At 39.7% G+C, this 12401-nt stretch carries 24 protein-coding genes and 1 pseudogene; all 25 read left to right on the top strand.

Translation table 11 applies throughout. From position 1 onward, the window contains the following. Nucleotides 1-49 precede the first annotated feature (49 nt). Nucleotides 50-328, top strand: coding sequence for a 30S ribosomal protein S19 (gene rpsS, locus PCY71_RS14295; RefSeq protein WP_000533765.1), 279 nt, complete (start codon nt 50-52; stop codon nt 326-328). 14 nt (nt 329-342) lie between these two features. After that, nucleotides 343-687 (top strand): 50S ribosomal protein L22, encoded by a 345-nt coding sequence (rplV, locus tag PCY71_RS14290; RefSeq protein WP_003026550.1) that lies wholly within the window; start codon nt 343-345, stop codon nt 685-687. A 12-nt stretch (nt 688-699) separates the two neighbouring features. After that, on the top strand, nt 700-1353 hold the full coding sequence (gene rpsC, locus PCY71_RS14285) for a 30S ribosomal protein S3 (RefSeq protein ID WP_003071330.1): 654 nt from the start codon (nt 700-702) through the stop codon (nt 1351-1353). A 3-nt stretch (nt 1354-1356) separates the two neighbouring features. After that, the gene (gene rplP / locus PCY71_RS14280) at nt 1357-1770 is read left to right on the top strand and encodes a 50S ribosomal protein L16 (RefSeq protein ID WP_003062852.1); all 414 of its coding nucleotides are present in this window, start codon (nt 1357-1359) and stop codon (nt 1768-1770) included. Between the two features lie 9 nt (nt 1771-1779). Further along, nucleotides 1780-1986: a 50S ribosomal protein L29 gene (rpmC, locus tag PCY71_RS14275; protein WP_003071328.1), complete on the top strand. Its 207-nt coding sequence runs from the start codon at nt 1780-1782 to the stop codon at nt 1984-1986. 27 nt (nt 1987-2013) lie between these two features. Next, nucleotides 2014-2274 carry a 30S ribosomal protein S17 gene (gene rpsQ / locus PCY71_RS14270; RefSeq protein WP_003026542.1) on the top strand — a complete coding sequence of 87 codons (261 nt, stop codon included), beginning with the start codon at nt 2014-2016 and terminating at the stop codon, nt 2272-2274. A gap of 25 nt (nt 2275-2299) precedes the next feature. After that, a complete protein-coding gene (rplN, locus tag PCY71_RS14265) occupies nt 2300-2668 on the top strand; it encodes a 50S ribosomal protein L14 (RefSeq protein WP_003071326.1) in 369 nt (122 codons plus the stop codon). 76 nt (nt 2669-2744) lie between these two features. Then, the gene (gene rplX / locus PCY71_RS14260) at nt 2745-3050 is read left to right on the top strand and encodes a 50S ribosomal protein L24 (protein ID WP_003071325.1); all 306 of its coding nucleotides are present in this window, start codon (nt 2745-2747) and stop codon (nt 3048-3050) included. 23 nt (nt 3051-3073) lie between these two features. Next, nucleotides 3074-3616: a 50S ribosomal protein L5 gene (gene rplE / locus PCY71_RS14255; protein ID WP_003071324.1), complete on the top strand. Its 543-nt coding sequence runs from the start codon at nt 3074-3076 to the stop codon at nt 3614-3616. A 17-nt stretch (nt 3617-3633) separates the two neighbouring features. Then, on the top strand, nt 3634-3819 hold the full coding sequence (locus PCY71_RS14250; protein ID WP_001085699.1) for a type Z 30S ribosomal protein S14: 186 nt from the start codon (nt 3634-3636) through the stop codon (nt 3817-3819). 168 nt (nt 3820-3987) lie between these two features. Next, nucleotides 3988-4386, top strand: coding sequence for a 30S ribosomal protein S8 (rpsH, locus tag PCY71_RS14245; RefSeq protein ID WP_049493061.1), 399 nt, complete (start codon nt 3988-3990; stop codon nt 4384-4386). 351 nt (nt 4387-4737) lie between these two features. Continuing rightward, nucleotides 4738-5274 (top strand): 50S ribosomal protein L6, encoded by a 537-nt coding sequence (gene rplF, locus PCY71_RS14240; protein ID WP_003071322.1) that lies wholly within the window; start codon nt 4738-4740, stop codon nt 5272-5274. Nucleotides 5275-5355: 81 nt separating this feature from the next. Continuing rightward, nucleotides 5356-5712, top strand: coding sequence for a 50S ribosomal protein L18 (gene rplR, locus PCY71_RS14235; RefSeq protein WP_003040651.1), 357 nt, complete (start codon nt 5356-5358; stop codon nt 5710-5712). A gap of 18 nt (nt 5713-5730) precedes the next feature. Next, a complete protein-coding gene (rpsE, locus tag PCY71_RS14230) occupies nt 5731-6225 on the top strand; it encodes a 30S ribosomal protein S5 (RefSeq protein WP_006269137.1) in 495 nt (164 codons plus the stop codon). 13 nt (nt 6226-6238) lie between these two features. Further along, entirely contained in the window at nt 6239-6421 is a 183-nt protein-coding gene (gene rpmD, locus PCY71_RS14225; protein WP_003029471.1) for a 50S ribosomal protein L30, read from the top strand. 160 nt (nt 6422-6581) lie between these two features. Further along, nucleotides 6582-7022, top strand: a complete 441-nt coding sequence (rplO, locus tag PCY71_RS14220) for a 50S ribosomal protein L15 (protein ID WP_006270493.1) — start codon at nt 6582-6584, stop codon at nt 7020-7022. Nucleotides 7023-7034: 12 nt separating this feature from the next. Continuing rightward, the gene (gene secY, locus PCY71_RS14215) at nt 7035-8342 is read left to right on the top strand and encodes a preprotein translocase subunit SecY (protein ID WP_301412793.1); all 1308 of its coding nucleotides are present in this window, start codon (nt 7035-7037) and stop codon (nt 8340-8342) included. A gap of 243 nt (nt 8343-8585) precedes the next feature. After that, on the top strand, nt 8586-9224 hold the full coding sequence (locus PCY71_RS14210) for an adenylate kinase (RefSeq protein ID WP_003071318.1): 639 nt from the start codon (nt 8586-8588) through the stop codon (nt 9222-9224). Between the two features lie 116 nt (nt 9225-9340). Then, nucleotides 9341-9559, top strand: a complete 219-nt coding sequence (infA, locus tag PCY71_RS14205) for a translation initiation factor IF-1 (RefSeq protein WP_001029883.1) — start codon at nt 9341-9343, stop codon at nt 9557-9559. A 24-nt stretch (nt 9560-9583) separates the two neighbouring features. Next, complete coding sequence (gene rpmJ, locus PCY71_RS14200; protein WP_001808836.1) at nt 9584-9700, top strand: 50S ribosomal protein L36; 117 nt, start codon at nt 9584-9586, stop codon at nt 9698-9700. A gap of 15 nt (nt 9701-9715) precedes the next feature. Continuing rightward, nucleotides 9716-10081, top strand: coding sequence for a 30S ribosomal protein S13 (rpsM, locus tag PCY71_RS14195; RefSeq protein ID WP_002262317.1), 366 nt, complete (start codon nt 9716-9718; stop codon nt 10079-10081). 19 nt (nt 10082-10100) lie between these two features. Continuing rightward, nucleotides 10101-10484 carry a 30S ribosomal protein S11 gene (gene rpsK / locus PCY71_RS14190; RefSeq protein WP_001118385.1) on the top strand — a complete coding sequence of 128 codons (384 nt, stop codon included), beginning with the start codon at nt 10101-10103 and terminating at the stop codon, nt 10482-10484. A gap of 44 nt (nt 10485-10528) precedes the next feature. Then, nucleotides 10529-11467, top strand: coding sequence for a DNA-directed RNA polymerase subunit alpha (locus PCY71_RS14185; protein WP_049493054.1), 939 nt, complete (start codon nt 10529-10531; stop codon nt 11465-11467). An 11-nt stretch (nt 11468-11478) separates the two neighbouring features. Beyond that, nucleotides 11479-11865, top strand: coding sequence for a 50S ribosomal protein L17 (gene rplQ, locus PCY71_RS14180; RefSeq protein WP_003071313.1), 387 nt, complete (start codon nt 11479-11481; stop codon nt 11863-11865). Between the two features lie 431 nt (nt 11866-12296). Beyond that, a pseudogene (locus tag PCY71_RS14175) lies at nt 12297-12401 on the top strand (sigma-70 family RNA polymerase sigma factor); the annotation flags it as partial.

The raw sequence follows: 12401 nt of genomic DNA, 5'->3' as shown, positions 1-12401 counted from the left end.
TAGCAGCGCAGGCCGCTGTGGTACTTATTTTAAAGGAGAAAATATAAAAATGGGACGCAGTCTTAAAAAAGGACCTTTCGTCGATGAGCATTTGATGAAGAAAGTTGAAGCTCAAGCCAACGACGAAAAGAAAAAAGTCATCAAAACTTGGTCACGTCGTTCAACGATCTTCCCAAGTTTCATCGGATATACAATCGCAGTCTATGACGGCCGCAAGCATGTACCTGTATATATTCAGGAAGACATGGTAGGTCACAAGCTTGGTGAGTTTGCGCCAACTCGTACTTACAAGGGTCACGCAGCTGACGATAAGAAGACACGTAGATAAGAGAGGAGAAGGACATGGCAGAAATTACTTCAGCTAAAGCAATGGCTCGTACAGTGCGCGTTTCCCCTCGCAAATCTCGTCTGGTTTTGGACAATATCCGTGGGAAAGATGTCGCTGACGCAATCGCAATCTTGAAATTCACTCCAAACAAAGCTGCTGGCATTATCGAAAAAGTGCTCAATTCAGCAATCGCTAACGCAGAAAACAACTTTGGTTTGGAAAAAGCAAACTTGGTAGTATCTGAAGCTTACGCAAACGAAGGACCAACCATGAAACGTTTCCGTCCACGTGCGAAAGGTTCAGCTTCACCAATCAACAAACGCACTAGCCACATCACAGTGGTTGTTGCAGAAAAATAAGGAGGTAAAATCGTGGGTCAAAAAGTACATCCAATAGGTATGCGTGTCGGTATCATCCGTGACTGGGATGCCAAATGGTATGCTGAAAAAGAATACGCGGATTACCTTCATGAAGATCTTGCAATCCGTAAATTCATTCAAAAAGAATTAGCTGACGCAGCTGTTTCAACTATTGAAATCGAACGCGCAGTAAACAAAGTAAATGTTTCCCTTCACACTGCCAAACCAGGTATGGTTATCGGTAAAGGTGGTGCAAACGTTGATGCACTTCGTGCAAAACTTAACAAATTGACTAGAAAACAAGTCCACATCAACATCATTGAAATCAAATCACCAGATTTAGATGCTCATCTTGTTGGTGAAGGTATTGCTCGCCAGTTAGAGCAACGTGTTGCTTTCCGCCGAGCTCAAAAACAAGCTATCCAACGTACTATGCGTGCTGGTGCTAAAGGGATTAAAACTCAAGTATCTGGTCGTTTGAACGGTGCAGATATCGCTCGTGCAGAAGGATATTCTGAAGGAACTGTTCCACTTCACACACTTCGCGCAGATATTGACTACGCTTGGGAAGAAGCAGATACTACTTACGGTAAACTTGGTGTTAAAGTTTGGATTTACCGCGGAGAAGTTCTTCCGGCTCGTAAAAACACTAAAGGAGGTAAATAACCAATGTTAGTACCTAAACGTGTTAAACACCGTCGCGAATTTCGTGGTAAAATGCGCGGTGAAGCTAAAGGTGGTAAAGAAGTAGCATTTGGAGAATATGGTCTTCAAGCAACTACTAGCCATTGGATCACAAACCGCCAAATCGAAGCTGCCCGTATCGCTATGACGCGTTACATGAAACGTGGTGGTAAAGTTTGGATTAAAATCTTCCCACATAAATCATACACTGCCAAAGCTATCGGTGTGCGTATGGGATCTGGGAAAGGTGCTCCAGAAGGTTGGGTTGCACCCGTTAAACGTGGCAAAGTGATGTTTGAAATCGCTGGTGTATCAGAAGAAGTTGCTCGTGAAGCCCTTCGTCTTGCAAGCCACAAATTACCAGTTAAAACAAAATTCGTAAAACGTGAAGCTGAATAAGGAGAAGGCATGAAACTTAATGAAGTAAAAGAATTTGTTAAAGAACTTCGTGGTCTTTCTCAAGAAGAACTCGCGAAGCGTGAAAATGAATTAAAGAAAGAATTGTTTGAACTTCGTTTCCAAGCAGCAGCGGGTCAATTAGAACAAACCGCACGCTTGAAAGAAGTGAAAAAACAAATCGCTCGTATCAAAACTGTTCAATCAGAAGTTAAGTAATAGACTTGGGAAAGGAGAAATTCTAAAATGGAACGTAATCAACGTAAAACTCTTGTTGGACGCGTTGTTTCTGACAAGATGGATAAAACAATCACAGTTGTAGTTGAAACTAAACGTAACCACCCAGTCTATGGTAAGCGTATTAACTACTCTAAAAAATACAAAGCACATGATGAAAATAACATCGCTAAAGAAGGCGACATCGTTCGTATCATGGAAACTCGTCCGCTTTCAGCTACAAAACGCTTCCGTCTTGTAGAAGTTGTAGAAGAAGCTGTTATTATCTAATCTTACCTGAAAGGAGAAAACTTAAATGATTCAAACAGAAACTCGTTTGAAAGTTGCTGACAACAGCGGTGCCCGCGAAATCTTGACAATCAAAGTTCTTGGTGGTTCAAAACGCAAATTCGCTAGCATTGGTGATGTCATCGTTGCATCTGTAAAACAAGCTACTCCTGGTGGTACGGTTAAAAAAGGTGACGTTGTAAAAGCGGTTATCGTTCGTACTAAATCAGGTGCTCGTCGTAAAGATGGTTCATACATCAAATTCGACGAAAACGCTGCAGTGATTATCCGTGATGATAAAACTCCTCGCGGAACTCGTATCTTTGGTCCAGTTGCACGTGAATTGCGTGAAGGTGGATTCATGAAGATTGTGTCACTTGCCCCAGAAGTACTTTAATCTCAAACAAACTAAGTCCCCTATCTTTGATTAGATAGGGTGCCCATCAAGGCGTAAGAAATCAAAGGAGAAACCAATGTTTGTAAAAACTGGCGACAAAGTTCGCGTGATTGCTGGTAAGGACAAAGGTGTTGAAGCCAAAGTCATTGCCGCACTTCCAAAGGTAAATAAAGTTGTTGTTGAAGGTGTAAACATCATCAAGAAACACCAAAAGCCTAATAATGAAAACCCTCAAGGTGCTATCGTAGAAAAAGAAGCACCAATCCATGTATCTAACGTTCAAGTGTTGGACAAAAATGGTGTTGCAGGGCGTGTTGGCTACAAGTTTGTAGACGGCAAAAAAGTTCGTTACAATAAAAAATCAGGCGAAGTGCTTGACTAATCACGAAGGAAAGGAGAAGTATAATGGCTAATCGTTTAAAAGAAAAATATCTTAATGAAGTAGTTCCTGCTTTGACTGAAAAGTTCAACTACTCATCTGTTATGGCTGTGCCAAAAGTGGATAAAATCGTTTTGAACATGGGTGTTGGTGACGCTGTTTCAAACGCTAAAAATCTTGAAAAAGCTGCTGAAGAGCTTGCTCTGATCTCTGGTCAAAAACCACTTATTACTAAAGCTAAAAAATCAATCGCCGGCTTCCGTCTTCGTGAAGGTGTAGCGATCGGTGCTAAAGTAACTCTTCGTGGTGAACGTATGTATGAGTTTTTGGATAAATTGGTTACTGTATCGCTTCCACGTGTTCGTGACTTCCACGGAGTTCCAACAAAATCATTTGATGGACGTGGAAACTATACACTTGGTGTGAAAGAACAGTTGATTTTCCCAGAAATTAGCTTTGATGATGTTGATAAGACACGCGGTCTAGATATCGTTATCGTAACAACTGCTAACACCGATGAAGAATCACGTGAATTGCTTACAGGCCTTGGAATGCCTTTTGCAAAATAATCTAGGAGGTAAATAAATTGGCTAAAAAATCAATGATTGCTAAGAACAAACGCCCAGCGAAGTTCTCTACGCAAGCTTACACTCGTTGCGAACGTTGTGGTCGTCCACATTCTGTTTACCGCAAATTTAAACTTTGCCGTGTTTGCTTCCGTGAATTGGCATACAAAGGACAAATTCCAGGCGTTACCAAAGCATCTTGGTAATATTATGATGTGAGAGCGTTAAGAGAACGCAGTAAAAATAGAAAGTTTGATGCAGGAGCGATGCTCCAAAGCAAATTGGTCTTTTTTGCCAAAGCTGTCACGCTCTCTGTATCATGTATTAACTAGCAAGTGAAAGCTTCAAACTACTAGTAAGAGGAGAAAATAAAAATGGTTATGACTGACCCAATTGCAGACTTTTTAACACGTATTCGTAATGCGAACCAAGCAAAACACGAAGTGTTGGAAGTACCTGCTTCAAACATTAAAAAAGGAATTGCTGAAATTCTTAAACGCGAAGGTTTTGTGAAAAACGTTGAGTACATTGAAGATAACAAACAAGGTGTTATTCGTGTATTCTTGAAATACGATCAAAACGGTGGAAAAGTAATCACTGGTTTGAAACGTATTTCAACTCCAGGGCTTCGTGTTTATAAAAAACGTGAAGATCTTCCAAAAGTTTTAAATGGACTTGGAATTGCAATCATTTCAACATCTGAAGGCTTGTTGACCGATAAGGAAGCACGTCAAAAGAATGTTGGTGGGGAAGTAATCGCCTACGTTTGGTAATTTATGATATGAGAGCGTTAAAAGAATGCAGTGAAAATAGGAAGTTTGATTCGGGAGCAATGCTCCAAAGCAAACTTATCTTTTTCACAAGTTCTTAGCTCGAACTCAAATCATGATGCTAAGCACAACAGAGACCAAAGTGAAAATAGGAAAATTGGTGACGGTTCGATGGACATAGACAATTTTATTTTGTTCACATAGATTTCTGTGTGGATCCAATTAGCTAAGCTGATTTGACAGTATCAAGGAGTTGAAACCTATAGTTTAACTTTATGGTTGAAGTATTCAATCATAAAGTCCCGTGAAAACTAGTCGCTTTGCGGCTTGATAATCTAACAGGAGAAAAATAACATGTCACGTATTGGTAATAAAGTTATTCCATTGCCTGCTGGTGTTGAATTGACCAACAAGGACAACGTAGTAACTGTAAAAGGACCTAAAGGAGAACTCACTCGTACGTTCTCAAAAGATATTGAAATCCGTGTGGAAGGAACAGAATTAACACTTCACCGTCCAAACGATACAAAAGAAATGAAAACAATTCACGGAACAACTCGTGCCCTTTTGAACAACATGGTTCATGGTGTCTCAGAAGGCTTCAAGAAAGAACTTGAAATGCGCGGGGTTGGTTACCGTGCTCAACTTCAAGGGAAAAAGCTTGTGCTTTCAGTTGGTAAATCGCATCCAGATGAAGTAGAAGCTCCTGAAGGTATTACTTTTGAACTTCCAAATCCAACGACTATTGTTGTGAGTGGAATTTCAAAAGAAGTGGTAGGGCAAACTGCTGCTTACATTCGTAGTCTGCGTGCTCCAGAACCATATAAAGGTAAAGGTATCCGCTACGTTGGTGAATTTGTTCGCCGTAAAGAAGGTAAAACAGGTAAATAATGTTAAACGGTTGTTCTTCAACCGAAATAATTATTTCCAACTTTGTGCTTAGGCACACAATAAAATTAAGAGGTGAAAATTGTGATTTCGAAACCAGATAAAAACAAAGTCCGCCAAAAACGCCATCGTCGCGTTCGCGGAAAACTCTCTGGAACTGCTGATCGCCCACGTTTGAACGTTTTTCGTTCTAATACAGGCATCTACGCTCAAGTAATTGATGACGTAGCGGGTGTAACGCTCGCAAGCGCTTCAACTCTTGACAAAGAAGTTTCAAAAGGAACTAAGACTGAACAAGCCGTTGTTGTTGGAAAACTCGTTGCTGAACGTGCAGTTGCTAAAGGTATTTCTGAAGTGGTGTTTGACCGCGGTGGATATCTCTATCACGGACGTGTAAAAGCTTTGGCTGATGCAGCTCGTGAAAACGGATTGAAATTCTAATAGGGAGGACACTAGAAAATGGCATTTAAAGACAATGCAGTTGAACTTGAAGAACGCGTAGTTGCGATTAACCGTGTTACTAAAGTTGTTAAAGGTGGACGTCGTCTTCGTTTTGCAGCTCTTGTAGTTGTCGGTGACCGTAATGGTCGTGTAGGCTTCGGTACTGGTAAAGCTCAAGAAGTACCAGAAGCTATTCGCAAGGCAGTTGAAGATGCGAAGAAAAATTTGATTGAAGTACCAATGGTTGGCACAACAATTCCTCACGAAGTTCTTTCAGAATTTGGTGGAGCTAAAGTATTGTTGAAACCAGCTGTAGAAGGTTCTGGAGTTGCTGCTGGCGGCGCTGTTCGTGCCGTTATCGAATTGGCAGGTGTGGCAGATGTAACATCTAAATCGCTTGGTTCTAACACTCCAATCAACATTGTTCGTGCAACTGTTGAAGGTTTGAAACAATTAAAACGCGCTGAAGAAGTTGCTGCCCTTCGTGGTATTTCAGTTTCTGACTTGGCATAAGAAAGGGGATAACATGGCTCAAATTAAAATTACTTTGACTAAGTCTCCAATTGGACGCATCCCGTCACAACGTAAAACTGTTGTAGCACTTGGACTTGGCAAATTGAACAGCTCAGTTATCAAAGAAGACAATGCTGCCGTTCGTGGTATGATTACAGCTGTTTCTCATTTGGTAACTGTTGAAGAAGTAAAGTAAGCAAAAATTTTTGCTGCAAAACTTTAACTTGAAAATAAATTAGGGGATGGGAGAAATTTCTCAGCCCTTAAAACTAAATATGTGTATAGGCGAGTTTGCAGTAGGGACACCTTTTCCCTGCTGCGAGCGCTAGCATTTTACAAAAGAGGAGAAAATAATAATGAAACTTCATGAATTACAACCTGCTACAGGTTCTCGTAAAGTCCGCAATCGTGTTGGTCGTGGTACTTCATCAGGTAATGGTAAAACTTCTGGCCGCGGTCAAAAAGGTCAAAAAGCTCGTAGTGGTGGAAAAGTTCGTCTTGGCTTTGAAGGTGGACAAACACCATTGTTCCGTCGTATGCCAAAACGTGGTTTCTTAAACATCAATCGTAAAGAATATGCAATTGTCAATCTTGATCAATTGAATGTTTTTAAAGATGGAACAGAAGTAACTCCAGTTGTTCTTGTTGAAGCAGGAATTGTAAAAGCTGAAAAATCTGGTGTTAAGATTCTTGGTAATGGTGAATTAACGAAGAAATTGACTGTTAAAGCAGCTAAATTTTCTAAATCAGCCGAAGAAGCTATCACTGCTAAAGGTGGTTCAGCGGAAGTCATCTAAGTGGGGTGACCTATGTTTTTTAAACTATTAAAAGATGCATTAAAAATTAAACAAGTCCGTTCTAAAATTCTATTTACAATTTTCATTGTATTAGTATTTAGAATTGGAACGACGATTACTGTTCCGGGTGTTAATGCCAAAAGCTTGCAAGCTCTTAATGGGCTTTCCTTTCTAAACATGCTTAGTCTTGTCTCAGGTAATGCATTGCGGAATTTCTCAGTTTTTGCATTGGGAGTTAGTCCTTACATTACCGCATCCATTGTTGTACAACTACTCCAAATGGATATTTTACCTAAATTTGTAGAATGGGGAAAACAAGGCGAGGTTGGACGAAGAAAGTTAAATCAAGCAACGCGCTATATTTCCTTAGTTTTGGCATTTGTTCAATCTATTGGTATTACAGCAGGTTTCCATACCTTATCGAGTGCAAAATTAGTAGCAACACCTAACTGGCAAACGTATTTGCTAATTGGCTTTCTTTTAACAACGGGTTCTATGATTGTGACCTGGTTAGGGGAGCAAATTACAGATAAAGGGTATGGTAATGGTGTTTCTATGATTATCTTTGCAGGTATCGTAGCAGCAATCCCAGGAATGATTAAAAGTATATATGTAGACTACTTTGTTAATATACCGAGCAGCCGTATTACTTCCTCTATCATTTTTGTTACTATTCTGCTTATAGCCGTTTTACTTATTGTTTACTTTACAACATTCGTTCAACAGGCAGAATATAAAATTCCAATTCAGTATACAAAGATTGCTCAAGGGGCGCCTTCTAGTTCGTATCTTCCTTTAAAAGTCAATCCGGCTGGTGTTATTCCGGTTATCTTTGCAAGTTCAATCACAGCTGCACCTGCAGCTATCTTCCAATTCTTGACAGCTACAGGCCACAACGCACAGTGGGTTCGAGTGGCGCAGTCGTTGTTTGCGACGACGACAGTCAGCGGCATCGCAATGTATGCTCTCTTGATTATTTTGTTTACATTTTTCTATACATTTGTACAAATCAATCCAGAGAAAACTGCGGAAAATTTGCAAAAGAGCGGTGCCTATATTCATGGTGTCCGTCCGGGTAAAGGTACAGAAGAATACATGTCCAAGCTGCTTCGTCGCTTGGCAACAGTTGGTTCACTTTTCTTAGGCTTTATTTCGATTTTACCGATTTTAGCCAAGGATTTATTTGGATTGACAGATGCTGTTGCTTTGGGTGGTACTAGTTTGTTGATTATTATTGCGACTGGTATTGAAGGGATGAAACAACTTGAAGGTTATCTTCTAAAGAGAAAATATACTGGCTTTATGAATACAACAGAATAGAATAAAGTAAAGAAAGATATTTTAACTTGAAAAGCAATTTGCGTTAAATAACGAACGCAATGGTTGATGATGAAAATGAGCTTTTGTTTTCATCTTGAATCAACTATGTTGCGGGGTGGGAGAGCAAATCGAAAATCATAGATTTTCTGAAGTCTGTCCCACTCTTTCTATTTTGTTTTTAAATAAGTTTATGAAATGCTGTTAATTAATAGATTTGTTTAAAAACAAAAAAGGAGAAGGATTATGAATCTTTTGATTATGGGCTTGCCAGGCGCAGGCAAGGGAACACAAGCAGCCAAAATCGTTGAGAAATTTGGTGTTGCACATATTTCAACGGGAGATATGTTTCGTGCAGCTATGGCAAACCAAACTGAAATGGGTGTACTTGCTAAATCATACATTGACAAAGGCGAATTAGTACCTGATGAAGTGACCAATGGAATTGTCAAAGAACGACTATCACAAGATGATATTAAAGAAAAAGGCTTTTTGTTAGACGGTTACCCACGCACCATTGAGCAAGCTCATGCGTTGGATGAGATATTGACTGCCCTTGGTCTTGTTTTGGATGGGGTTGTCAATATTGAAGTAGACCCGAATAGTCTACTAGAGCGCTTGAGTGGACGGATTATTCATAAAAAAACGGGAGAAACTTTCCATAAAGTATTTAATCCACCAGCAGATTATAATGAAGAAGATTATTACCAACGTGAAGATGACAAACCTGAAACAGTGAAACGTCGTTTGGATGTCAACATTGCACAAGGTCAGCCGATTATTGATCATTATCGCGCTCAAGGTTTGGTTCACGATATTCAAGGTAACCAAGAAATTGATGCAGTCTTTGCTGACATCGAAAAAGTCTTGATGAATTTGAAATAAAAGCGTTTTTCAAGCTTGCAATATTTGACAAGTAGTGATACAATGAATTAGTCTGACTTATAATTGTTACCTCTGTGTCCAGAGGAACGAATCGAAATTTAGGGAGGTGCTTTTGCGTGGCAAAAGACGATGTGATTGAAGTTGAAGGCAAGGTTGTTGATACCATGCCAAATGCAATGTTTACGGTTGAACTTGAAAATGGACATCAGATTTTGGCAACAGTTTCTGGTAAAATTCGTAAAAATTATATTCGTATTTTAGCGGGAGACCGTGTTACTGTCGAGATGAGTCCATATGATTTGACACGTGGACGGATCACCTACCGCTTTAAATAATCGAAATACTTGGAGGGATAAAAAATGAAAGTAAGACCATCGGTCAAACCAATTTGCGAATACTGTAAAGTTATTCGTCGTAATGGTCGTGTTATGGTAATTTGCCCAGCAAACCCAAAACACAAACAACGTCAAGGATAATAGAAAGGAGAAAAAATGGCTCGTATTGCTGGAGTTGATATTCCAAATGACAAACGTGTAGTTGTTTCACTTACTTATGTATACGGTATCGGTCTTCCAACTTCTAAGAAAATTTTGGCTGCTGCTGGAGTTTCAGAAGATATTCGTGTGAAAGATTTAACATCTGATCAGGAAGATGCTATCCGTCGTGAAGTTGATGCTATCAAAGTTGAAGGTGACCTTCGCCGCGAAGTAAACTTAAACATCAAGCGTTTGATGGAAATTGGTTCATATCGTGGAATCCGTCATCGTCGTGGACTTCCTGTACGTGGACAAAACACTAAGAACAACGCTCGCACTCGTAAAGGGAAAGCTGTTGCGATTGCTGGTAAGAAAAAATAATATAAGGAGGTAAAAAGTCTTGGCTAAACCAACACGTAAACGTCGTGTGAAGAAAAATATCGAATCTGGTATTGCTCATATTCACGCTACATTTAACAACACTATTGTTATGATTACTGATGTGCATGGTAACGCAATTGCTTGGTCATCTGCTGGAGCTCTTGGATTTAAAGGTTCTCGTAAATCTACACCATTTGCTGCCCAAATGGCATCTGAAGCTGCTGCAAAATCTGCACAAGAACACGGTCTTAAATCAGTTGAAGTTACTGTTAAAGGTCCAGGTTCTGGTCGTGAGTCAGCTATTCGTGCTCTTGCTGCCGCTGGTCTTGAAGTAACAGCTATTCGTGATGTGACTCCTGTGCCACACAATGGTGCTCGTCCTCCAAAACGTCGCCGTGTATAATCATAAACCATTACACTGCTTTTCGTTTAAGAGGGAGTAACTAAATGATTGAGTTTGAAAAACCAAATATAACAAAAATTGATGAAAATAAAGACTACGGCATATTTGTAGTAGAACCACTAGAACGTGGTTATGGTACAACGCTTGGGAACTCACTTCGTCGTGTACTTCTTGCATCTCTACCAGGTGCTGCTGTAACATCTATCAATATTGAAGGTGTATTGCACGAATTCGATACAGTTCCAGGTGTCCGTGAAGATGTGATGCAAATCATTCTGAACGTCAAAGGGATTGCTGTAAAATCTTACGTCGAAGACGAAAAGACGATTGAACTGGATGTTGAAGGTCCTGCAGAAATTACTGCCGGTGATATTTTGACAGATAGTGATATTGAAATTGTAAATCCTGATCATTATCTTTTTACAATCGGTGAAGGCGCTAGCTTAAAAGCTATTATGACTGTAAATGTAGGGCGTGGTTATGTGCCGGCTGATGAAAATAAAAAAGATGATGCACCAGTAGGAACGCTTGCGGTAGATTCAATCTATACGCCGGTGAAAAAGGTTAATTACCAAGTTGAACCAGCTCGCGTTGGTAGCAATGATGGTTTTGATAAATTAACTCTTGAAATCATGACAGACGGAACGATTATTCCAGAAGATGCCTTGGGACTTTCTGCGCGTATTTTAACGCAACATTTGGATTTATTCACTAATTTAACTGAAGTGGCAAAATCTACCGATGTAATGAAAGAAACAGAAAAAGTTTCAGATGATCGTGTGTTAGATCGTACAATTGAGGAATTGGATTTATCAGTTCGTTCATACAACTGCTTGAAACGAGCTGGTATCAATACTGTATTTGATTTGACAGAAAAAACTGAACCTGAAATGATGAAAGTAAGAAATCTAGGACGGAAGAGTCTTGAAGAGGTAAAAGTAAAACTTTCTGATCTCGGTCTTGGATTAAAAAACGATAAATAAAGGAGGAAAACATGGCTTACCGTAAACTAGGACGCACTAGCTCACAACGTAAAGCAATGCTTCGCGATTTAACCACTGACTTGATTATCAATGAATCAATCGTGACGACAGAAGCTCGTGCAAAAGAAATCCGTAAAACAGTAGAAAAAATGATTACCTTGGGTAAACGAGGAGACTTGCATGCACGCCGTCAAGCAGCAGCTTATGTACGTAATGAAATTGCATCAGAAAACTATGATGAAGAAACAGCAAAATATACTTCAACTACTGCCCTTCAAAAACTATTCTCTGATTTAGCACCTCGTTATGCAGAACGTAAAGGAGGATATACTCGTATCCTTAAAACTGAACCACGTCGTGGTGATGCAGCGCCAATGGCTATCATTGAATTAGTATAATTTTTATCAATTTTGTTGAGTGTTATGATGATGGAGTCAAGTTACTCTTAGTCTAGCTCTGGTCTACCGCTAGGATTTTCCTAGCGGGAACACTCATCTTATGATAATCACCGTAGACGCTTGTTTACGAAATTGCTTTTATAGGAAAAGCAATTTCGTAAGCAGGCGTTATTTAAATTTCGTAATCTCTGTGAGGATTCTTCTGCAGAAACAAATTCGTATAGAGGACTGTATAAATTTAAATGGAGAGAATGAATACAATTTTTCGATATAGAGATAACCTCTTCTCTCTCAACGTTCACAATTTATCCCAGAAGTGTAATCGCTTGAGCTAAGGTTGTCAGAAAGGCACAAATAGAAGTCGGAAGAGAAAAGAAGGAAGTCAAATGTTCCTCTCCTTGTTATACTAAAGAAAAAAGGAGGGTTATGAAATGGACTTCAAGGAGTTGTATGACAAAGTGAGAGGGATCGTACTGAAGTGTCGCCGGGAATATTATGTCCACCTGTGGGAGTTAAGTGATTGGGACCAAGAAGGG

It is taken from the genome of Streptococcus sp. SN3, assembly GCF_030439905.1.
The sequence above is the reverse complement of the archived record's forward strand: the minus strand, read 5'-3'. Positions and strand labels throughout refer to the sequence as shown.